This is a genomic window from Hydrobacter penzbergensis, from assembly GCF_900106985.1.
GTDB classification, from domain to species: domain Bacteria; phylum Bacteroidota; class Bacteroidia; order Chitinophagales; family Chitinophagaceae; genus Sediminibacterium; species Sediminibacterium magnilacihabitans.
In genome coordinates this window covers 1-21,535 of sequence record NZ_FNNO01000017.1, presented here as the reverse complement: position 1 = coordinate 21,535, position 21,535 = coordinate 1, and the positions used below count along the sequence as shown (strand labels likewise).

Sequence of the window (21,535 nt, the reverse complement as noted above, 5' to 3'; positions counted from 1 at the left end):
AGTATGAAGCAACTTAAAAAATACTTCGTTCAGTTTTTTATTTTATTGGTAACTGCTGCTGCATTTTCTGACAACGTGTTGGGGCAAAGATTTATCCATCCCGGAATTTTACACAGCAAAGCAGATCTCGAACGAATGCGTAACGCTATAATGCATAAACAAGAGCCTGTGTGGTCGGGGTATAGCCTTTTTATCAAAGATGAAGCATCGCAATACACTTATAGGATGCAAGGCCCGCTTGAAACGGTAGGTCGTAATCCAGGCGTAAGTGGTATGTATGATAATGATGCCAATGCAGCGCATCAGAATGCCATCATGTGGACTATTACAGGTGATAAAAGATATGCCAACAAGTCCATTGAGATCATCAACGCCTGGTCTGTAACGTTAAAATCGATCACCGGCCGGGATGCAGTATTGATGGCAGGCTTGGGGCCTTTTAAAATGCTGAACGCTGCCGAAATCATACGTTATACCAACGCCGGTTGGAAGGCGGATGATATTGCGAAAACAGAAAAACATTTCAAAACCGTTATTTATCCGGTAATAAAAAACTATGCTCCTTTTGCCAATGGCAATTGGGATGCAGCTGCTATGAAAACTTGTATGGCTATTGGTGTATTCTGTAACGACAGACAGATTTTTGAAGACGCTTTAAGATATTATACACACGGCTGGGGTAACGGCAGGTTGCAAAATTATGTTGTCAGTGAAAAAGGGCAAATACAGGAAAGTGGCCGCGACCAGCCGCATTCGCAACTGGGTATTGGTATGCTGGCCGAGTGTTGTGCCATTGCATGGAACCAGGGACTGGACTTGTATGGCTATAGCAATAACCTGTTATTAAAGGGATTTGAATACGTAGCAAAATACAATCTGGGTAACGATGATATACCTTTTAGTGAATGGTTGGACAGGACAGGGAAATATCATCATTTTAAAATATCAGATAAAGGCAGAGGACAGTTGCGGCCATTGTATGAGCAAGTGTTTGCACATTATGTGGTATTGAAGGGATTGAATGCACCATATATAGAACAAGCAGTGGAAAAGATACGCCCCGAAGGAGCAGGCAGGCCAGGTGCTGACCATCCCGGTTATGGCACTTTGTTTTTTGCCGGTACATCAGCCTCAAATAAAAGGGAGATAACTACCACTCCAGCTGGGTTGATTGCCCAAGGGTTTAACAATGAAGTAAAACTTTCCTGGATAGCCACCACTGATGACAGGGCTACTTATACAATAAAACGCTCTGACCGGAAAACAGGTCCTTTTAAAATCATTACAACAGGTATTAGTGCAACGGATTTTGCTGACAAAACCGTTAAGCGTGGTAGGCAATATTATTATACAGTTATCGCTGTCAATAAAAACGGTAATAGCCGGGGTGCCTTTGTACAGCCGGTTGTAGCTGGTTTACCGGATGACTGGATACAAATGGACATTGGTAATATCAGACCCGGTAATACTTATTACAATGGTGTTCAATATTCGATCGAATCTTTTGGGAAGGGAATTGGTAACGACGGAGATGCGTTTCATTATACCTGCTTCCCTGTAAAAGAAAAAGCAACGCTTATATTCCGGATACAACCACAGCCCAGCTCACAGTTCTCTGTAATTGGAATTATGCTACGCGAAGATAGTACAGCTAAATCTCCTTTTGTTTCGCTCACATTGTATCCCGGGAACAGCGGACAAATTGAAGAGCCAAGCTGGCATACACAACTGGAAACAAGAGCAACCACATCGGGAAAAATAGAACGGCTGGGAGAAAGGAAAACTTTAACAGCGCCGGCAATAACCTTCGGCAGACTAACAGGCAATTACTGGCTGAAGCTGGAAAGGAATAAAGAGGTTGTAACCGCATCAGTATCCTATGACGGCGTGAACTGGCAGGAAGTATCTACAGCTATAACCCCATCCATTAGTAAAAATGCATTGATGGGGATTAGTATTGCTTCCGGTATCGACAATAGTACGAATGTAAGGGTGGACAAGATCATTGTAAAATGAAAAAGCGGATAAATCCGGAGGTGATCAGGAGAGTCACATAACATAAAGGTTATCGGCGAATTTCTGGCTGACGCTGGATTTTCTGCCATCCACTTCTATTTCCATTGTTCCATCAAAATCCTGACGGCTCACTACTTTTATTTTACTGCTGAGACCCAGCCCCACTTTCATTACATATTGCAGAAAAGAAGCGCTGCCATCTTTTACGGTAACAAGCTTACAGGTTTTGCCAACAGGAACCTGCGTTAAAGTTTTCCGGGCCCTGGTTTTCATTTCTCCATTGGCATTCGGAATGGAGTCGCCGTGGGGGTCGACTTCAGGGTAGTTCAGGAATTTTTCCAGTTTCTCTATCAGCTTGGATGACTGGATATGTTCCAGTTGCTCTGCCACTTCATGCACTTCATCCCAGGTGAATTCTAATTTTTCATACAGGAAAGTTTCCCAGAGCCGGTGCTTGCGTATGATCTGTATAGCCTGTTTTTTCCCGGTAGCGGTCAGTGAAATCTTCCCGTATTTCTCATAGCTGATGAGTTTTTTCTCTTTCAGCTTTTTGAGCATATCATTGGCGGTAGCAGGTTTCACATTCAGTGTAGTTGCCAACTCGTTGGTTCCCGCCTCGGATTTACCGGTGATTTCCGACGTAAGGTGGAACAGTGCTTTGAGATAATTCTCTTCAGTATGCGATAGCATGAATTAAAGATAGAAAAGATTTCCCGGATTCAATTTGTTAGATTAACCTAACTTTATATTTTTACCAACCGAACAACTAACCTGATTATGAAGTCCATTTTATCCATATTGTTATTGCTTGCTTTTACTGCAAGTGCGCAAACAGGCAAGATCACCGGCAAGCTTTTGTCGGAAGGCAAAGCTGTTGAGCGGGCGAGCATTAGTCTTGCAGGAACTGCCTTCGGTGCATGGTCAGATAGTTTAGGTTCTTTTATGCTCTCACGCATACCTGCGGGTACGTACCAGCTGAGGGTTTCATGCCTGGGTTATGATGATGCAGAACAACAGGTAGCGGTAAAAAGCAACAACAGCCTGACTTTGTGCATTGTTTTGACTGCCAATGATGTATTGCTCAATGATGTAGTGGTAACAGGTGTTTCCAGGGCAACGCAGGCCCGGGAAAACCCGGTTGCTATTATGGGTATTTCTTCCCCTGCAATGGAACGTACCGCGGCATCTGATCTGATGGATGTACTGGCCAGGAATGTGCCTGGATTGCATACGGTGAAAACAGGCCCGAATGTTTCTAAACCTTCCATTCGTGGATTGGGTTATAATCGGGTACTTACGCTTTACGATGGCATTCGCCAGGAGGGGCAGCAATGGGGAGATGAGCATGGCATTGAAGTGGATGCTTACGATATCAACAGGGCAGAAGTGATCAAAGGGCCGGCCAGCCTGATGTACGGGTCTGATGCCCTCGCGGGTGTGATCAGTTTGTTTCCCTATACTCCTGATATGGATGATGGAAAACTGCATGGCAAATTCGTAAGCGAATACCAGTCGAACAACAACCTAGTGGGGAATGGGCTGCGCATAGGATACAACGGACGAAAATTTTTATTTGTGTTAAGAGGCTCTTATCGTATGGCCAACAATTACCGCAATGCCATTGACAACAGGGTTTACAATACCAATTTTGACGAAAAGAACCTGTCGGCACTGGCCGGTTTTAAAACCAACAAAGGATATTCCCATTTTAATTTCACCCTGTACAGCAACCTGCAAGGCATCCCGGATGGAAGCCGCGATTCGTTAACACGGCAATTTACCAAACAGGTTCGGGAAAGAAACAATGATGACATCAAGAGCAGGCCGCTGATCCCATACAATGAATTAAATACGTATCGGCTTTCGCCACTCCATCAACGCATCGATCACTACCGGATATACACCCATCATTTTTACCAGTTGGGTAAAGGCAATGTAGATATTATTTTTTCACTGCAACAAAATATCAGGCGTGAATACAATCACCCTACCATGCCCAACCAGGCTGGAATGCATGTGCGGTTGAATACGTTGAACTATGGGTTGCGGTATGATGCACCCCGGTTGGGTAATATGGAGGTTACAGTGGGCATCAATGGAATGCTGCAACAGAACAAAAGTATTGATGCAACAGATTTTCCCATTCCCGACTATGCGCTGTACGACGGCGGCGCCTATTGGTATGCAAAATGGAAATCGGGGAAATGGGGTGTGAGTGGCGGAGCCCGGTACGATCTGAGACGGGTGCAATGGAAAGATTTTTTCGTCAGAAACAATGCTGCTGCGGGTTTTGATGAACATGTGGCATTACCGGATACGGCCAATGCTGTTTTACAGTTCCCGGCTTATGATAAAGTGTTCAAAGGAATATCAGCAAGTGTAGGGTTTACTTTTCAGGCTACCAGGGATATCGGGCTCAAATTCAATATCGGCAGGGGTTACAGGGCTCCTAATATTACGGAAATGGCATCCAACGGCCTGGATCCCGGTGCGCACATCATTTATCTTGGTAACCGGAATTTCGATCCCGAGTTTTCACTGGAAACAGACCTGGGCGCAAGCGCCAGGTTCAGCAATTTTTCAGCAGAGCTGAGTCTCTTTAACAATCATATCCAACATTATATTTACCTGACGATGCTTGCAGATAATAACGGAAACCCGATCACGGATGCACAGGGCAATAAAACATATCAATACCAGCAAGCAGCTGCGCAGTTGTATGGAATGGAAGCAGGTTTCTCCCTTAACCCGGTAAAACTCAGAGGATTTAGTTTCGATAACAATCTGTCGGTTGTCTATGGCTTCAACAAAAACGAGATCTATGAAGGCAAAGGCGAACAGGGAGCTTACCTGCCGCTTATTCCGCCGTTGAAAATATGGAGCAGCATCACACAGAAAATAACAACTGCATCAAAATGGTTTACATCCATTACACCTAAAGTAGAAGTTGAATGGGCTGCGAAACAAAACCGGTTTCTCGGATTGAATCATACAGAAACACCAACACCTGGTTATGCTTTGTTGCATATAGGCCTTACTGCAGACATCAGGTACTATAAAAGCCGGTCCATGCAACTATACATACAGGTAATGAATCTGCTGGATAAAGTATATCAATCCAACCTGAGCAGGCTGAAATATTTTGAATACTACAACCAATCACCCAACGGTCACAGCGGAATGTATAATATGGGCCGGAATATTTGCGTGAAACTGGTGCTGCCTTTCTGATAGACAGGATGAAACCGGCTGCTTATAAATGATTGTTATTCAATAATATAATCCCGTATTCAATGCCGTCTGGCACAATTAACGGATTAACTTAATGAAAGAACAGACAATAACACTATATTCGATAACAGAATTCTTAAATAAAAAACGTTCGAGTCATGAAAAAATTATGGGTATTGGCTATGGCTGCTTTCCTGGTAACAGGTACTGCTTTTGCACACGAAGGCAAAGACGGTAAAAAATGTGATAAATCCTGCTGCAAAAAAGGCGCTAATTGCCGCAGCAAAGACAAAAAAGAGACAAAAGAAGTAAAGCCCGCGGCTGCAAAAACAACTGTAAAGGCAGCACCGGCTAAAGCATAAGCCAACGAATTTAAAATAACAAAGGCCCCGCCATGGCGGGGCCTTTGTTATAAGATAGATTCCAGTTCCTTCAGGTGGTGAACAGTATAAGTAGGCTTTACATGCGGCACCACATTCAAATGATTCACAAAAATGGTATCCAAGCCGGCATTGATACCCCCCTGGATATCCGCATCGAGGTTGTCGCCGATCATAATACTTTCTTCTACGCCGGCACCGGTTTGTTCCAATGCATAATCGAAAATTTCTTTGTTGGGCTTGAGGCTGTTACTGCCTTCCGATGTGATCACCGCCTCAAAATATCCATCAAGTCCGGATTGTTTCAGCTTACTGTGCTGTACTTTCTCGAAGCCGTTGGTTACCAGGTGCAGGTGATAGCTCTTCGCTTTCAGGTATTCCAATATTTCAACCGTATAAGGAAAGAGATTGGTCTTGCTGGGCAACAGCTCCAGGAATTGTTGCGATAAAGCGCGGGCAAGCAGTTCATCGGCGATCTTAAAATCGAGCATGGCCAGCCATACCCTTTTCCACCGCAGTTCTTCCTGTTTGATGAATCCTTTGGTGTACCTGTCCCACAAACGCTCATTGTGATAAGAATAGCGTTCATAGAACGCATCGAAATCCGTGATGCCTCTTTCATGCAAGGCATTGGATTGATACAGGTCCTTCAGTGTTTCCTTAGCATTGGTTTCGAAATCCCACAACGTATGATCCAGGTCAAAGAAAAGGTGACGGTATTTCATGGGGCAAAGGTATTAACTTCGGATTTTAAACGCGGCATTATGAACATCGTTATCACAGGAGCATCCAAAGGGATTGGAAAAGCAGTGGCTGAACAGTTTGCAGCAGCGGGAAATACTTTGTTCCTGTGCAGCAGGGGTGAAAAGCAACTGTACGATGCCGTAAGCGAACTGCAATCCCTTTATCCGCAAGCTACGATCAAAGCCCGCCCTGCCGATGTATCGGTGAAAGAAGAAGCGTGGGCTTTTGGTAACTGGTGCCTGGGCTTCGGAACACCGGATGTACTGGTGAACAATGCCGGCCATTTCATACCCGGATCGGTACACGATGAAGCCGATGGTCAGCTCGAAGCCATGTTACAATCTAATCTCTACAGTGCCTATTATCTCACCAGAACCCTGTTGCCCGCCATGATCAAAGCAAAATCGGGCCATATTTTTAATATGTGCTCCATCGCATCGTTGCATGCGTATGCCAACGGAGGCAGTTACAGCATCAGCAAATTTGCTTTATATGGTTTCAGCAAAAATCTGCGGGAAGAGTTGAAACCAAACGGCATTAAAGTAACATCGGTGCATCCCGGCGCCACCATGAGCGCCAGTTGGGATGGTTTCAATATCGACCCCAAAAGAATCATGGAAGCAGCAGATGTTGCCAAAATGATCTATGCCGCTTCACAACTTTCTCCTATGGCAGTAGTGGAAGACATCGTATTAAGGCCCCAATTAGGCGACCTGTAACCAACTGTGCCTCAAAGATTGAGGAGGCCGGGTAACAATTCCATAACGACCGCATAACATGTACTTCATATAGTGGCGGGACCTTTGCTAAACCCCTTCCTGTATGGAAAGACGTTCGTTAGATGTGGTAGTGATGAGTGATCTGCACCTGGGCACCTATGGTTGTCACGCTACAGAGATTGTGAACTACCTCAAAAGTATCCACCCACAAATACTGGTGTTGAATGGTGATGTCATTGATATATGGCAGTTCAACAAGCGCTATTTCCCCGTGCCACATACACAGGTGATCAAAGAGATCATGAACCTGCTGAGCATGGGTACCCGGGTAATTTATATTACGGGTAACCACGACGAAATACTGCGGCGTTACAGTGATATGCAAATGGGTAATTTCCAGCTCACCGATAAAGTGGTGATGGAGATCAATGGCAAAATGACCTGGATATTCCATGGTGATGTGTTTGATGCTACCACGAAAGGCAGCGCCAAATTGCTGGCCAAACTGGGCGGTCACGGATATGATCTGCTGATCGTGCTCAACCGCTTCATCAACTGGTGCCTGAAGACAATGGGAAGAGAGAAAATGAGCTTCAGTAAGAAAGTAAAGAACAGTGTGAAAAAAGCGGTTGCCTGGATCGGCGATTTTGAACAAACCGCTGCGGAACTGGCTATAGAAAAGAAATACGATTATGTGATCTGCGGTCATATACACCAACCTCAGAAAAGAGAAGTGGTAACCAAAGATGGATCTGTAATGTACCTGAACAGTGGCGATTGGGTGGAAAACCTCACAGCGCTGGAATATACACAGAACGAGTGGAACATTTTCCACTACGATGAAAAGGAGTTCGCTGCCATGAAAGCGCCTGTGATCACCATGGAAAAGAAATTGCCGCAACTGAACGTGGTAACAGATGAAGTGGCTTTATTCATTCACTCTTTAGCTGCGCAGTCATGAAGATATTATATGCAGTACAGGCAACAGGCAATGGGCATATCAGCCGCGCAATGGAGCTGATGCCCTATCTCACTACTTACGGAGAAGTGGATGTTTTCCTCAGTGGCAGTAACAGTCATTTACAACCCAACCTGCCTGTTGCATACCGCAGTAATGGTGTGAGTTTGTTTTACGGTAATACCGGCGGACTCGATTACCGTCGCATCTGGTCAGCATTCAATTGCAAACGCATCTGGAAAGAAGCCCGCGACCTGCCGGTTGAACAATACGATATTGTACTGAATGATTTTGAAAGCATCACAGCCCTGGCCTGCCGCTTGAAAAAAGTACCCAGCATTGGCTTCGGACACCAGGCGAGTTTTCAGAGTAAACACACACCTCGCAGCAATAAAAAAGATATGGCAGGAGAGTGGGTGCTGAAACAATATGCACCTTCCAAAGCATACCTGGGATTGCATTTCAAGCAATACGACGATTTCATCTGCTCACCGGTTATCAAGCAGGAGATACTGCAGGCAACACCTACCGATGAGGGACATATTACCGTTTACCTTTCGCATTATAGCGATGAAGTAGTGGTGCCGGCATTGCAACAGGTGAAGGATGTTCGCTTTGAAGTATTTTCAAAGAAGGTAAAAGAACGGGTGCAGAAAGGCAATGTTACCTTGTATCCCATCAGCAACGAAGGATTTACGCAAAGCCTCATTCATTCCCATGGTGTGATCACAGGCGCTGGATTTGAAACGCCGGCCGAAGCATTGTACCTGGGAAAAAAATTACTGGCCCTGCCTATCAAAGGACAATACGAACAATTGTGTAATGCCGCTGCACTGAAAGATTTCAACGCAGTAGTCATTGATAGCATCAAGCCTGACTTTTATTTCGAAGTGATGAAATGGTTGGCAGGCGTACCTGTTAAGCCGTTGCAGTTATCACATTCAACTTACGAGATCGTACAGAAAGCGATAGAAATGGGCCGTGAAATAACTACTTCTTCTTCGCAAGTATGGAGTGATCGCTCTCCTCTTTCACAATCGTATTCGTAAGCTTACCAATACCTTCGATCTCCATTTCCACCACATCGCCTGGCTGTAGCCACTGTTCCGGATAATCGGGATTGTTCAGTTTACCGGTGCCGTTGAGTTCGAGAAAACAACCGGTTCCCACTGTGCCGCTTCCAATCACATCACCCGGATGCAGGGTAACACCATAAGCGCATCGCTCAATAATTTCGGCGAAGGTCCAGTCCATATCGCCCACATTGCCATCGCTCACCTGAACACCATTGACCCAACATTTCATAGAGAGGTTCCAGCTCTTACCGATATGCCCTTGCTTGGCGGGTATTTCATAATGTTCCAGTTCATCTAATGTTACTAAGCAGGGGCCGATAACGGTAGAAAAATCTTTTCCTTTTGCAGGCCCCAGGTTGAGCAGCATTTCTTCCATCTGCAATCTTCTTGCACTCATATCGTTCATGATCATGAGACCACCTATATAATGATCGGCTTTTTCGGCGGTGATATTTCTTCCCTGCCTGCAAATAACGATCGCCGCTTCCAGTTCAAAATCCAGTTTTTCAAAATGATCGGGCATGCACAGAATATCACCCGGTCCCTGGATGCTATGATGATTGGTAAAATAAAAAATGGGGTATTGATCGAACTCGGGAACCATCTCCACTTTGCGGTTCCTGCGCGCGGCGGCCACGTGCTGGCGAAATGCATAACCATCCCTGCATGATGTGGGAAAAGGTACCGGCGCCAGCAACTGGATCGAATCGAGCGCTATGGCTTTGTCTTTGCCCACCCTGCCTTCGAGGATGGCTTTATTTACCTGCATGGCAACCGGGAACATATCATCCCAATAATGCAGGAACATGTTCATGCTGTTGGGCAGTTCGGGATGAACCAGGTCGCAATCGTATAAATAACCATCTGCTAAGAAAGCCAGTTGGTCGTGTCCGTCGTTGAGATAAGAAACAAGCTTCATGGAAACGCAATTGATCTGGCGAAAATAATGTAAAAAAACAGGCGGTTCTTGTTCCTGCAACAGTATCTTTAAGACGACATGCTTTATATGAAAAATATCTTTTGCATAGCACTGCTGCTGTTAGGTGCTGTTGCTTTCAAGGAAAATGAACCGGCTGAATCATGGATCAGGATCAACCAACTCGGTTATACACCCAATGGGATCAAAGTGGCGGTATGGTGCGCTAAAACAAACCGGCTACCCGAAACGGCTGTGCTGATAGACAGCAGTACCCATGAGATTGTTTACAATTGCAAACTTTCCGCGGCTTATGGTGCGTATGGACCTTTTACACAAACCGTACGCATAGACTTTACCGGTTTCAGCAAAACTGGCAAGTATTTCATTAAAGCGGGTGATGCCATATCACCGGTGTTTCCCATTGATAAAAATGTGTACAAAGGCGCCGCTGATTTTTGCCTGCGCTATATGCGCCAGCAACGCAGCGGTTTCAACCCTTTTTTGAAAGACAGCTGCCACACGCACGACGGCTACACATTGTATGGCCCTATGCCCGACAGTACACACATCGATGTAACAGGAGGATGGCACGATGCAAGTGATTACCTGCAATACACCACTACTTCGGCCAACGCAGCCTATCACCTGCTCGCCGCTTACCGCGATTTTCCACAGGTATTTGGTGATACCAAACAGGCAAACGGGCTAGAAGTCGCCAATGGAGTAGCCGATGTGCTGGATGAAGCAAGATGGGGGATCGACTGGTTGCTGAAAATGAATCCGAAAGATGGATGGTTGTTCAATCAATTGGGAGACGACCGCGACCACAAGGGCATGCGCATTCCCAAAGAAGATACCAATTACTACGGCCGCGGGTTAGAGCGCCCGGTTTATTTCTGTTCGGGCAAACCACAAGTGCGGGGTAAATTCATGAATGCCACAACAGGCATTGCTTCCACTGCCGGAAAATTTGCCAGCAGTTTTGCATTGGCTTCGCAATTATATGCAGGCAGTGACCGGGCTTTCTCAGAACGACTCTTGTATAAAGCGAAAAAAGCGTTCGAAGCCGGACAAAAACAGCCCGGCGTTTGCCAGACCGCTTCGGTACGTTCACCTTATATCTATGCAGAAGGTAATTGGACGGATGATATGGAACTCGCTGCCGCAGCCTTACAAATGACAGATTCCGCCTTGCGGTATGCACGCGAAGAACCTGTTACACCCTGGCTCGGCGCCGACTCTGCAAACCACTACCAATGGTATCCTTTTGTGAATGTTGGTCATTATGAGCTGGCCAAACAATTGAATGGAAAAAATCGTGAAATACTGATCGATGATTACCGAAAAGGGATAGAGAAAGTCTGGCTGAAAGCCAACACCAATGCTTTTTTCAGGGCCATACCTTTTATCTGGTGCAGCAATAACCTCACCGTTGCATTCACAACACAATGCTATTGGTACCGTCAACTCACGAATGATGATACTTATGATGAACTGGAACAGGCTAACCTCGATTGGTTATTCGGCTGTAACCCCTGGGGCACCAGTATGGTATACGGATTGCCTGCCTGGGGAGATACGCCTGAAGATCCGCATTCCGCATTCACACACCTGAAAAATTACCCGATCGATGGCGGACTGGTAGATGGTCCGGTATATACCAGCATTTACAAAAGCCTGATTGGTATTCATTTGAATAATGCCGATGAATATGAAACTTTTCAAAGTGACCTGGCTGTTTATCATGATGACTATGGCGACTATAGTACAAATGAACCTACCATGGATGGAACGGCCTCATTGATCTATTTGCTGGCGGCTAAAGAATCAGATGCATTGAAAGATGATAAAGAAAGACGCACGGGAACAAACACCCGCGCAAGCCAACAAAACCGGGAATCATCTAACGGGGCTTTCATAAGAGGTGATTCTTCTCTCAAAGAAATAAGCCTCGTTTTCACCGGTGATGAATGGGGAGAAGGGCTTCCGGTGATTACGAAGATCTTGCAACAACAAAATGTAAAAGCTTCCTTCTTCTTCACCGGCCGGTTTTACCGGAATCAATCCTTTCAACCCGGGATCAGGGCATTGCATGAAGCGCAACATTATTTGGGTCCGCATTCCGATGCGCATCTGTTGTATTGCGATTGGCGAAAACGTGATAGTACCCTAATTGCACGCGGTGATTTTATTTATGACCTCAATCAAAACCTGCAAGCCATGCGAGAGGCGGGTATAGCTGATGCATCGTACCGTTATTTTATTCCGCCTTATGAATGGTGGAACAACACCATTGCGCGGTGGTGTAATGAAACAGGTATTAACCTGTTCAGCTTTACACCGGGAACCATTACCAATGCAGATTATACCTGGCCGGAGATGGGCGCTGCTTATAAAAGCAGCGACACGATCCTGCAGCGCTTATACCGCTACAACGAAACAAGACCCGGTAAGCTGAACGGCGCTGTGTTGCTAATCCACGCCGGAACAGACCCGCGAAGAACAGACAAATTCTATAACCGGTTGAATGAACTGATCAATTATTTAAAGAAGGAAGGATATAGCTTTAAACGGATCGATCACCATTTTTCATCTTCCGGAATATTGTCTTCACGATGAAATTGCTGACGAGCCTGTAATTTCTGCTGCTGCCGTTCAACAATGAGTTCAGCAATGATCTTGCCGGCATCTTCTTGCGGGTGTTCGGATAATAATTTTTTCAGTTTTGCCTCACTGATATCCAGGCGGTAGAGCAGGTTGATCAAACCGGAAAAATCATCAGTGATCAATCGGTTGATGCGGGCTGCCAGCGCTGCAACATCCATCTGTTCCCATTCCTGTATTTCATAGGTGGCGGACATAACCTAAAGATAGGCATTAATGCAGTTTCTTATAATGATTAGCGCGCATCTCATCTTCATCATCCATATCGGGTCCGCGTTCAATTTTTCGCCAGTTGATGTCTTTATGATAACGGTTCATGGCTTGCTGTGGATCGAATATCCTTTTATCCGGCATCACAAAAGTATAAGGGGTATAATTGGGTTTTGTTGTAAAGAAATCGCTCAGCAATGAAGCGGTAGCATCGTACTGGTTTACATAGGGAACACCCAGGATATTGTAGATGGTTTTGAGGATCGATCCGAAGTTCGCATGCGTATGTGAAGTGTAACCTCTTTTCACATAAGGACCGGCCATCATCAGCACACTGCGGTGCGCATCGATATGATCAACACCTCCCTGGGGATCGTCTTCGGTGATGATCACCAACATGTTTTTCCAGTAAGGCGTGCGGGAGAGGAAATGCAGGATACGTCCCACTGCCAGGTCGTTATCTGCCATGTATGAATGCACATAAGGATAACCATCCTGCGGTCTTGGGCCGGCTCCATGATCGTTGGGTACCTGCATGGTGATGAGTTGCGGCATTTTTTCTTTTCCTTTCAGCCATTTTTTGGTGAACTCACTCTCGAACTGCTCCATGCGGAACTGATCGGGGATATTGGTGTTGAAACCTGCGTAATTATGACTGGTCCTGCTCCACAGTGCTTTTTGCATGGGTACCATCACACCATGTGCGGCGCCGGTAAGCGTATCATACCATTCTTCCCTTACATGCGCTGTTTCATTGGCCTCGCCAAAGTTGTAGAATGAAATATGATGCCGTTCCAATGCTTCCCATAAACCACCCGTCTCGGCATAATCTTCCGGATCCATACTGCCAGTAGAGCCTGGGAACCGACGCCCGGGGGCTTTTGAAAAAATCTTTGCTGTTTTGTTAACGCTTGAATTGGCTTCTACCCATTCATTAGGTATTACGCCCATCATCCAGTGATGACCATGGATAGAAGCATCGCTGTCGCAATAATAATTGTCGCTGAAAGCGAATTCAGTAGCGGCTTTGGCATGATTGGGCATTACCTTGGCCTTCGCCACTTTCAGCGTATCATTTTTTCCATACACATTCACACCTACGCCAAATCTTGCCAGCGTGGTATCTCCTTTACCGGTTTTCAATTGTCCGAATACTTCATCGTAAGACCTGTTCTCTTTGGTAATGTAAACAATGTATTTTATCGGGCTTTCACGGAGTGCGGGCAAAGGAGGCAAAGGATTTTTAACATCATCGGTAACAGCAACGGTTTGCATGGTATTATCGATGGCCTGTTTGCTATATGCAGCCAACTGCTTGGTATCGGGCATGCGTATTTTCTGGAAAGTAGCCAGTTGTATATCACCAATATAAGTTCCCTGTAAGGGTTTAATAAAACCCTTGCCGCCATTGGGACCTGCCCCCAGGCCACGGCAACTGATCACATAGATTTCCTGTTCATCTTTCGATAACAGCACTCGTGTTGGTCCCCAGCCGGTTGGAATAAGTCCTTTTGTTTGACCGCTGGCAACATCGATCACCGCTACTGCATTAAAGCCAAGGAGCGCTACATACAATGTTTTTTCATCACGACTCAATGTAAGGCCAAAGGGCAGCAACCCACGGTAATGATCAATGCGGTTATCTACTTTGATGGGGATATGATCCACGATCTTGTGATTCGCATAATCGATGACGGAAATGTTGTCGTTGGTTGCATTGGTTACATAAGCATAGCGGCTGCCTACAGCAATGGAGTTGGGACTGGCGCCACCTACTACTTCAGCACCTTCTACCATCTGGCCAATCTGGTGGCCGGTTTTAAACCGGTCTATCACCTGGTTGCTGGCAAGATCAATGGTATAAACACTCATGGCTTCAGGTGCAGAAGGACTTCCCACACCAGGTATCTTCTCGCCATTGATCGTTGTGCCTTCGATGGATGCTGCGCTGTTATCGGCATACGGATGCCAGGGGATCATCGTACGCTCGTAATTCGTTTTATCAACCCCTTCGATCAACGGATAGGCGTACATACCCACATTGGCTACCATGGCCATTTTATTGCCGGGCGTTAATGCCAACCCGAATGGTAAACGGCCGGCGGGAATGGAAGCGGTGATCTTTTTACCAGCCAGGTCATATCGCACAAGACGAAAATTTGCCCTGTCCAGCACCAGGAGCTCATGATCCTGTTCATTCAATACCAGGTCTGAAGTAAAGCTGTCTTCAAAATCAATCCCATTGACCATTCCGTTCAATGAAAGAGAGTCGATACGCTGCAACTTTTCTATATCATATATGATCACAGCGCCATTATCACCTCCGCTGAGGTACACGGTTTTGGAGTCGTTGGCAAAAGCAACGCCCAGGAAAGAACCATTGGATAAAGGAGAGACGATTTTTTTATCGTAACTGGGTACCCTGGTAGCATCCAGGGAACGCAGGTCTATGATGGTAAATACGCCATTGTGCAGTGTTACTGCTTTTTTTCCGTCGGGAGATAAGGCCATGCCAAAAGGGTCGTGCGTAATGCGGATCAGCTCGCCGGCCGGTGTTACCTGCCTGCCGCTTGGCAGTACAGACACTCCTTTTTCGGCGATTGTACAAAAGGCCTTCCGGCCCGGTACCTGTAAAGTGTTTACAACTTGTGCCTGTGTTAACAGGAATGAAGAAACGAGAAGAAGAGACAGTAAATACTTTTTCATGTTGCAATTTAGCAGAAATATGATGCTACAATTTTTGTAGCAAGTTATCCTATGATTAATACTTTTCAATAACACCCAATCCGAATAAAGCGAAATCATATTTCACAGGATCCTGTGGGTCCAATGTATGCAGGTAGGCAGTCAATTCCATCGCCGCCTGCCAATCGATTTGTTTTCTTTCCAGGATATGGAAACGTTTGGCAACCCGGGCCACATGAAGGTCGATAGGGCAAACCAGTTGCGCCGGCCTGATCTTTTTCCAGAGACCAAAATCAACGCCTTTGGTATCACTGCGAACCATCCATCGCAAAAACATATTGAGCCGTTTACAGGTAGAGCCTTTATAAGGAGTGGCAATGTGTTTTTTAGTACGGAGAGGCACATGCTCCAGCGAAAAAAAATATTCGTGAAAGTGGATCAGGTTGTTTTCTACAGTGGAAGAAGCTCCCTGATCAGGACCCATCAAAAAAGCATCTTCCAGAGAATCGTAACGGCTGTAATGGAATTGCAGGAACGCTATGAAATAAAGCAGGTCGGTGCTGTTGAAAGTCCGGTGTTTAAAGCCCAGCAATTTTTTCAGTTCAGCATCGCTATGATGAAGACAAAATTCATGTGGCCTGCGATCCATCAACTGCATCAATTCCCTGGATTTGCTAATGATGGTGGTTCTGTTACCCCAGGCGAATATGGAAGCGAAGAACCCGGCAATTTCTATATCCTGCTTTTTAGAAAAGTCATGGGGAACGCAGATGGGATCATCTTTGATGAAAGCGGGTCTGTTGTACAGATCCGCTTTTTCATCAAAGAAAGCTTTTAATGAAGCAGGCTTCATAACCGGCAGTTTACCCGATGGCCTGGTTGAGATCGGCTATGAGATCGTCCACATCTTCTATACCCACACTCAGGCGGATAAGGCTGTCGCTGAGACCGTTTTTAATACGTTCTTCCCGCGGAATAGAAGCGTGGGTCATGGATGCGGGGTGATTGATCAATGATTCAACACCTCCAAGGCTTTCGGCGAGTGCAAATACTTTGGTGCCGGCCAATACTTTTCTTGCTGTTTCCGCGCTGTCATCTTTCAATTCGAAACTCATCATACCACCGAAGCCACGCATTTGTTTGCCGGCAACAGCATAACCCGGATGATCGGTGAAACCGCACCAGTATACCTTGCCTACTTTGGGGTGATTGCGTAAGAAATGCGCTATCTTCTCGCCGTTCTCGCAATGACGCTGCATGCGTACGTGCAGGGTCTTGATGCCTCTTAATACGAGGAAACAGTCTTGCGGACCCGGAACGGCGCCGCAGCTTTTCTGTATGAAATACAATTGTTCTCTCAGGTTGGCATCATTCATCACCAGGCAGCCCTGTATCACATCGCTGTGTCCACCCAGGTATTTGGTGGCAGAATGCATAACGATATCGGCGCCCAGGTCTAACGGATTCTGTAAGTAAGGCGATGCGAACGTGTTGTCTACGCAAAGCAGCACATTTGCTTTTTTAGCAATAGCTGCAACAGCCGCAATATCTGTAATGTTCATCAGCGGATTGGTGGGCGTTTCAATCCAGATGAGTTTGGTGGCGGGTGAAATGGCTTTGCTGATATTGGCAGCATCCGTAGTATCAACATAAGTGAAGCGGATGCCGAATTTGGCAAATACTTTGGTGAACAAGCGATAAGTGCCTCCATACATGTCGTTGGCAGCGATCACTTCGTCGCCGGGTGCCAGCAGTTTGATCACAGCATCGGTGGCAGCCACACCGCTGCTGAATGCCAGTCCATACTTGCCGTTCTCGATCTGTGCGTAAGCATCTTCCAGCGCTTTACGGGTAGGGTTTTGACTACGGGCATATTCATATCCTTTGTTTACGCCAGGGGCTTCCTGTACATAAGTAGAAGTCTGGTAAATGGGTGTCATGATGGCACCTGTAGAGGGGTCAGGCTCAGTGCCTGCATGTATGTATTTGGTTGCAAGTTTCATAAAACTAAATTAGTTCTTTTTTGGTGTGTTCTTTTTGGAAGGTTGCGGATTATCACCATTGAGGGTGATGGGCATTACAGCTTTGAGATTGTCCCATAAAATAATGAGATTGGCGCCGTTCCTGGCATCATCGAAATACATGGTGAAAGCTTCCACGACTTCGTTGTTGCGGCCCACTTCAATATCGGTTCTCAGTACATCTTTGCGGCTATCGTAGGTAAAGCTGCCCCAGCAATAATTATCGCGGTTGATGATGATGGTCCATTTGTTTTCGCCGGGAATGCAATACATGGTATACCTTCCTGCGGGCAGCAATTTACCCCCTATGCGTACATTCTTAAACAGTTCCAGCTCAGTAGACTCATTGGCACCCAAACGCCATAACTCATTGTATTTGATGATGCCACCAAAGATGTCGCGGCCGCTTTTCAGGGGGCGGCTATAGATCAGTCGCGCTACCGGCTGGTCTTTGGCTTTACCACTCATCCTGAGGATAGGATAATTGTCTGGCCAATAACTCATATCCATAGGAGATTTGTCCAGTTCGGTAGGTTTCTGTTGTGCTTGGGAAGCAAAGGAACACACGATGAGCAGGCAGCCCAGTACAATCGATCTCATGTAGAAAATTTTGGCAAAGATAAATGGCTATTGCTTCATGAGAGCAACCAGGGTTTCTTTAGCAAAGTTTTTAACATCGGGGAAGAATTGCTGATAAGCCTCTCCGAGGCTGTGATAATGGGTTTCAAATAATGCAAAAACATCATCCGACTCGGCCGTCAGGTAACGGGCCCTTGATGCCAGTCCCTTGAAACTTCTGCTGATACCCCAGTCGAACCGGTAATTATAGAGCCAGTTCTGGCGGCTCATAAACGGAAGCATGCTGGCGAAACTTTCGGGAAGTACCGGCCGGGAAAGGAACAACTGGTCATACACTTCACCCGCGAACATACTCCAGTCTTTTTCCTGCATTTCTCCCGGATCCAATGCAAGAAAATGATCATATACAATATCCATAAAAGCACCGGCATAACGCCCTGCTGCGGGCTTGAGATATTGTTTGGCTTTTAAAGTGGCTGAATGCGAATCGGTAAAAGCATCGATGGCCCTATGCAGGCGGATGCCTTGCTGGATGCCGGGAGTATAATCGAACTGCTGCTTACCCTTTACAAAATCACTGATCATGTTCCCAATCAGGATATCGGGCTGGTGAAAAGAAAGGTATGCATGTGCGAGATAATTCATAGGAATATGAAGTTAGTTCTTTCCGTTCATCCCATCTGTTAACACACTGTTTACAATTTGATCCAGCGAACCGACATTTCCAGGTAATTGGCTGGATCGGCTGTAATGCTTTGCAGCATTGAATTACAGGTTATTGTTAACGATCCTTAACATTGGCATTAACACCGCTCATAACAATCGAAAGCAGAAAGCCGGTTACCGGTCATAATTGAAAAAAAAATAGAAAAAATGCAGGATACTTTTGACTTGCCATTGAGAGAAAAGCAAATCATTATATAAAAAAACTACCACCATGAAAAAATTATTCCTTGCAGTATTGATTGCTGCATCAATCGGAACCAGCGCATTCGCTGCCGATATTACACACCTGAATTATCGTGTTAAGTCTGCTTTCGAAGCAACATTCGCCGGTGCAACCAATGTTAGCTGGCACATCAATCCTCAATTCATTTCTTTTGCCTTTGAATTGAACAGTGAAAAGATGGAAGCATTTTATTCATCCGACGGAGAGCAGATCGGTATGAGCCGCCACGTAAGTTTCGACAAACTGCCCGCATCTGCTGTTAAAAAGATCCAGAAAAATTACCCCGATTACCAGGTGAAAGAGGCCGTTAAAATGGATCTCAATGGCGAATCGAATTATTATGTATCACTCGAGAACGGAAACCTGAAGCGGATACTGGAAGTATCAGAGTTTGGCAGGGTTAGCTTATTTAGCAATAGGAAATAAACGAGGTTCGATTAGTTGGGTTACAAAAGCAAGGCCTGGTTATATATTTATCGACGAATGATGTTGAACTATTAAATAATTGGTCATCACAAATTGCTGTAAAAGATAAGCAGATTGAGCAATTGATTCAATTACTGCACAAAAGCATGGAATAGAAAGATTATTATTTTATAACATAATATACGTTAGTTTTTAAGATCGCTATTATTTATTCTACTATTAATGTAGGTTCTGTTCTTTGTTTTACCAAAGTTATAATTGAATTTAATCATATAAAAAGAAAAGAGTTAGGAAAATAGCCTTATTCGCAATTAGAGTTTTAACTTAATAGAGCTCCTTATCAGGTATCTTCAATCCTGACAGTTGTATAAGATAATAGCAACAGCTTCGATAGTCTTTATTGGGTGTTGCATTTGTATTAGGTGTCCATCGAGTCACAAAATGATATTTCTCATTTCCACGGCCTTCCAATATCCATTCAGACCCATCTTTGCCTCGACTATTATCTTGGCTCGATAAGCTCCAAAAATTTATTGCCCCCATTCTGGAAGAAAACTCATTCCATTCATTATTACTAATATAAAAAGAGGTGTCTCGAACCAGGTTCCCAACTTCATATCCACCAGCCCCACTAGCAACTTTGAGCGTCAATATATGCTCCCCGTTCTTAGCAGTCACCCGGATAGCAATAGGCTTATGGAATGTTCTTAGCCAAGTAAACCTAAATATTTCAGTGGTATCCGAAGATTGATATAGCACTGGCTCATGCAAACCAAATAACATCTTTGAATACCATGAGTTTGTAAATGTATCAAGTACATCTGCATCTCTTGATGTTCCCAACAATGGAAAATAGAACGTGTTTGAATCTTTTGGAAACGTTGATGAATCATTAACAACGTTTATACTTCTGATATTTGCAGAATTATTTTCGTTTTTACAAGATGCCATTACAACTCCTGCACAAACAATGACTAATATCTTTCTCATGATCCTGGCTTTTTTAAATCTTCTTTTTTAATTGTCGGAATCGCGAACGCGTCATTCTTTTTATTTTCAGGCTTGGGCTCATTCTTCGGTTCATCCCCTTTTAGTATATAAGGTGTATTGCTATTTTTCCTACCAGGGTCTTTAGGGTCACTTGGTAAATCCGTACTTATTACTGTCGTTTTATCAGCCTTGGGTTCATACTTTTTCAAGGAACCATCAGGAGTAGTTAGGTACCCTGTATTATTTGCCGATTTATTTGATTGCTTATCAGTGGATGAAAAATTATTGTCGCTGTAAGGCACTCCTGTAGACGCCCCATGAGAATGAATATCAGCTACCGGTGTAGTACCGTCAGGAGCTTTACTAACTTCAACCGATGCACTACCTCCTGTATTGGGCACTGAATAGCTATAATATGCATTCCCACTTTTATCTGTTGCCTTATAGATTGTCGCACCATATTCCTGATTCTCTCTGATCGAATTGTCATTATATAACTTACCAAAATCTTTTGCAGCAGCTATGATAGTCTTAAACTTGTCACCTGGATCAATTGCCAACATTCCATCCGGGTCTATGAATCTGATCGGATTGTCTAGCGCATAATTGTAAGGTGACCACCTTCTGCTTATATCAGCCTTAGGATCAACCGTGTGCCACCTCCCGATCTGTGGGTCCTGCATCCTCGCTCCATAATCATACAACTCTAATCCACTACCATCGCTGAACTCTTGATGCTGTAACTCCTTACCGTTGTACTTGTACTTGTTCTCTATCTTCCCTGCTGCTTTGGAGGATATCCCGCTCATGGAGAGGCCGAAGGGGTAGTAGTGATCTTCAGACAAAAGTGGCCCTCTATTATGCACTACTTGCAGGTTATCAAAGAACACATCGATATCACCCTCTGCATCAGTTTTGGCTTTAGCACAACTTCACCGCTTACAACACTTCCGGCCAGTCAAAGAACT

19 protein-coding genes are annotated in these 21,535 nt (G+C 45.1%); 8 read left to right on the top strand and 11 right to left on the bottom strand.

The window, feature by feature from the left end; genetic code table 11:
* Window positions 1-3: 3 nt before the first annotated feature.
* On the top strand, window positions 4-2,016 hold the full coding sequence (locus tag BLU98_RS15030; protein WP_092726272.1) for an alginate lyase family protein: 2,013 nt from the start codon (window positions 4-6) through the stop codon (window positions 2,014-2,016).
* A gap of 33 nt (window positions 2,017-2,049) precedes the next feature.
* Here BLU98_RS15030 and BLU98_RS15025 read toward each other — a convergent pair whose 3' ends face one another.
* Window positions 2,050-2,706, bottom strand: a complete 657-nt coding sequence (locus BLU98_RS15025) for a metal-dependent transcriptional regulator (protein ID WP_092726270.1) — start codon at window positions 2,704-2,706, stop codon at window positions 2,050-2,052.
* A gap of 87 nt (window positions 2,707-2,793) precedes the next feature.
* On the opposite strand from BLU98_RS15025, the gene BLU98_RS15020 reads away from it, so the two are divergent.
* Window positions 2,794-5,247: a TonB-dependent receptor gene (locus BLU98_RS15020; RefSeq protein WP_092726267.1), complete on the top strand. Its 2,454-nt coding sequence runs from the start codon at window positions 2,794-2,796 to the stop codon at window positions 5,245-5,247.
* A 158-nt stretch (window positions 5,248-5,405) separates the two neighbouring features.
* A complete protein-coding gene (locus tag BLU98_RS15015; protein ID WP_092726265.1) occupies window positions 5,406-5,609 on the top strand; it encodes a hypothetical protein in 204 nt (67 codons plus the stop codon).
* A 47-nt stretch (window positions 5,610-5,656) separates the two neighbouring features.
* Here the strand turns inward: BLU98_RS15015 and BLU98_RS15010 are convergent, their stop codons facing one another.
* Window positions 5,657-6,352: a YjjG family noncanonical pyrimidine nucleotidase gene (locus tag BLU98_RS15010; protein WP_092726263.1), complete on the bottom strand. Its 696-nt coding sequence runs from the start codon at window positions 6,350-6,352 to the stop codon at window positions 5,657-5,659.
* A gap of 39 nt (window positions 6,353-6,391) precedes the next feature.
* Here BLU98_RS15010 and BLU98_RS15005 point away from each other — a divergent pair, with 39 nt between their 5' ends.
* The 3 genes from BLU98_RS15005 to BLU98_RS14995 all read left to right on the top strand — a co-directional run bounded on the left by BLU98_RS15005 (window position 6,392) and on the right by BLU98_RS14995 (window position 9,097).
* The gene (locus BLU98_RS15005) at window positions 6,392-7,090 is read left to right on the top strand and encodes an SDR family oxidoreductase (protein WP_092726260.1); all 699 of its coding nucleotides are present in this window, start codon (window positions 6,392-6,394) and stop codon (window positions 7,088-7,090) included.
* A gap of 103 nt (window positions 7,091-7,193) precedes the next feature.
* Window positions 7,194-8,051: a UDP-2,3-diacylglucosamine diphosphatase gene (locus BLU98_RS15000; protein WP_092726258.1), complete on the top strand. Its 858-nt coding sequence runs from the start codon at window positions 7,194-7,196 to the stop codon at window positions 8,049-8,051.
* Entirely contained in the window at window positions 8,048-9,097 is a 1,050-nt protein-coding gene (locus tag BLU98_RS14995) for a glycosyltransferase family protein (protein ID WP_092726256.1), read from the top strand. Before BLU98_RS15000 ends, BLU98_RS14995 begins: the two co-directional genes overlap by 4 nt.
* Here BLU98_RS14995 and BLU98_RS14990 read toward each other — a convergent pair.
* Complete coding sequence (locus BLU98_RS14990) at window positions 9,039-10,043, bottom strand: fumarylacetoacetate hydrolase family protein (RefSeq protein ID WP_092726384.1); 1,005 nt, start codon at window positions 10,041-10,043, stop codon at window positions 9,039-9,041. The two genes, BLU98_RS14995 and BLU98_RS14990, sit on opposite strands and share 59 nt — an antisense overlap.
* A gap of 87 nt (window positions 10,044-10,130) precedes the next feature.
* Here BLU98_RS14990 and BLU98_RS14985 point away from each other — a divergent pair, with 87 nt between their 5' ends.
* Window positions 10,131-12,662: a bifunctional glycoside hydrolase family 9 protein/polysaccharide deacetylase gene (locus BLU98_RS14985; protein WP_092726382.1), complete on the top strand. Its 2,532-nt coding sequence runs from the start codon at window positions 10,131-10,133 to the stop codon at window positions 12,660-12,662.
* On the opposite strand, the gene BLU98_RS14980 is transcribed toward BLU98_RS14985, so the two are convergent.
* Genes BLU98_RS14980 through BLU98_RS14955 form a run of 6 tightly spaced genes read right to left on the bottom strand, consistent with a single transcriptional unit; the run spans window position 12,623 to window position 18,847 of the window.
* A complete protein-coding gene (locus BLU98_RS14980; protein WP_092726254.1) occupies window positions 12,623-12,904 on the bottom strand; it encodes a hypothetical protein in 282 nt (93 codons plus the stop codon). The two genes, BLU98_RS14985 and BLU98_RS14980, sit on opposite strands and share 40 nt — an antisense overlap.
* Before the next feature lie 16 nt (window positions 12,905-12,920).
* Window positions 12,921-15,623, bottom strand: a complete 2,703-nt coding sequence (locus tag BLU98_RS14975; protein WP_092726252.1) for a bifunctional YncE family protein/alkaline phosphatase family protein — start codon at window positions 15,621-15,623, stop codon at window positions 12,921-12,923.
* Window positions 15,624-15,678: 55 nt separating this feature from the next.
* Window positions 15,679-16,455, bottom strand: coding sequence for a TIGR02757 family protein (locus BLU98_RS14970; protein WP_092726249.1), 777 nt, complete (start codon window positions 16,453-16,455; stop codon window positions 15,679-15,681).
* Between the two features lie 10 nt (window positions 16,456-16,465).
* On the bottom strand, window positions 16,466-17,605 hold the full coding sequence (locus BLU98_RS14965; RefSeq protein WP_092726246.1) for a cystathionine gamma-synthase: 1,140 nt from the start codon (window positions 17,603-17,605) through the stop codon (window positions 16,466-16,468).
* Between the two features lie 9 nt (window positions 17,606-17,614).
* Complete coding sequence (locus BLU98_RS14960) at window positions 17,615-18,223, bottom strand: DUF2911 domain-containing protein (RefSeq protein WP_092726244.1); 609 nt, start codon at window positions 18,221-18,223, stop codon at window positions 17,615-17,617.
* Window positions 18,224-18,250: 27 nt separating this feature from the next.
* A complete protein-coding gene (locus tag BLU98_RS14955; RefSeq protein ID WP_092726241.1) occupies window positions 18,251-18,847 on the bottom strand; it encodes an acyl carrier protein phosphodiesterase in 597 nt (198 codons plus the stop codon).
* A 292-nt stretch (window positions 18,848-19,139) separates the two neighbouring features.
* Here BLU98_RS14955 and BLU98_RS14950 point away from each other — a divergent pair, with 292 nt between their 5' ends.
* Entirely contained in the window at window positions 19,140-19,577 is a 438-nt protein-coding gene (locus BLU98_RS14950; protein ID WP_092726239.1) for a hypothetical protein, read from the top strand.
* A gap of 324 nt (window positions 19,578-19,901) precedes the next feature.
* Here BLU98_RS14950 and BLU98_RS14945 read toward each other — a convergent pair whose 3' ends face one another.
* Window positions 19,902-20,567: a hypothetical protein gene (locus tag BLU98_RS14945; RefSeq protein ID WP_092726237.1), complete on the bottom strand. Its 666-nt coding sequence runs from the start codon at window positions 20,565-20,567 to the stop codon at window positions 19,902-19,904.
* Window positions 20,564-21,412, bottom strand: coding sequence for a DUF4329 domain-containing protein (locus BLU98_RS17915; protein ID WP_257575023.1), 849 nt, complete (start codon window positions 21,410-21,412; stop codon window positions 20,564-20,566). Before BLU98_RS17915 ends, BLU98_RS14945 begins: the two co-directional genes overlap by 4 nt.
* Window positions 21,413-21,535 lie beyond the last annotated feature (123 nt).

What these genes read in the sequence shown, in the direction of transcription:
- BLU98_RS15030 (WP_092726272.1), top strand. Translation starts at nt 4, where the DNA reads ATGAAGCAACTTAAAAAATACTTCGTTCAGTTTTTTATTTTATTGGTA.
- BLU98_RS15025 (WP_092726270.1), bottom strand. Translation starts at nt 2,706, where the DNA reads ATGCTATCGCATACTGAAGAGAATTATCTCAAAGCACTGTTCCACCTT.
- BLU98_RS15020 (WP_092726267.1), top strand. Translation starts at nt 2,794, where the DNA reads ATGAAGTCCATTTTATCCATATTGTTATTGCTTGCTTTTACTGCAAGT.
- BLU98_RS15015 (WP_092726265.1), top strand. Translation starts at nt 5,406, where the DNA reads ATGAAAAAATTATGGGTATTGGCTATGGCTGCTTTCCTGGTAACAGGT.
- BLU98_RS15010 (WP_092726263.1), bottom strand. Translation starts at nt 6,352, where the DNA reads ATGAAATACCGTCACCTTTTCTTTGACCTGGATCATACGTTGTGGGAT.
- BLU98_RS15005 (WP_092726260.1), top strand. Translation starts at nt 6,392, where the DNA reads ATGAACATCGTTATCACAGGAGCATCCAAAGGGATTGGAAAAGCAGTG.
- BLU98_RS15000 (WP_092726258.1), top strand. Translation starts at nt 7,194, where the DNA reads ATGGAAAGACGTTCGTTAGATGTGGTAGTGATGAGTGATCTGCACCTG.
- BLU98_RS14995 (WP_092726256.1), top strand. Translation starts at nt 8,048, where the DNA reads ATGAAGATATTATATGCAGTACAGGCAACAGGCAATGGGCATATCAGC.
- BLU98_RS14990 (WP_092726384.1), bottom strand. Translation starts at nt 10,043, where the DNA reads ATGAAGCTTGTTTCTTATCTCAACGACGGACACGACCAACTGGCTTTC.
- BLU98_RS14985 (WP_092726382.1), top strand. Translation starts at nt 10,131, where the DNA reads ATGAAAAATATCTTTTGCATAGCACTGCTGCTGTTAGGTGCTGTTGCT.
- BLU98_RS14980 (WP_092726254.1), bottom strand. Translation starts at nt 12,904, where the DNA reads ATGTCCGCCACCTATGAAATACAGGAATGGGAACAGATGGATGTTGCA.
- BLU98_RS14975 (WP_092726252.1), bottom strand. Translation starts at nt 15,623, where the DNA reads ATGAAAAAGTATTTACTGTCTCTTCTTCTCGTTTCTTCATTCCTGTTA.
- BLU98_RS14970 (WP_092726249.1), bottom strand. Translation starts at nt 16,455, where the DNA reads ATGAAGCCTGCTTCATTAAAAGCTTTCTTTGATGAAAAAGCGGATCTG.
- BLU98_RS14965 (WP_092726246.1), bottom strand. Translation starts at nt 17,605, where the DNA reads ATGAAACTTGCAACCAAATACATACATGCAGGCACTGAGCCTGACCCC.
- BLU98_RS14960 (WP_092726244.1), bottom strand. Translation starts at nt 18,223, where the DNA reads ATGAGATCGATTGTACTGGGCTGCCTGCTCATCGTGTGTTCCTTTGCT.
- BLU98_RS14955 (WP_092726241.1), bottom strand. Translation starts at nt 18,847, where the DNA reads ATGAATTATCTCGCACATGCATACCTTTCTTTTCACCAGCCCGATATC.
- BLU98_RS14950 (WP_092726239.1), top strand. Translation starts at nt 19,140, where the DNA reads ATGAAAAAATTATTCCTTGCAGTATTGATTGCTGCATCAATCGGAACC.
- BLU98_RS14945 (WP_092726237.1), bottom strand. Translation starts at nt 20,567, where the DNA reads ATGAGAAAGATATTAGTCATTGTTTGTGCAGGAGTTGTAATGGCATCT.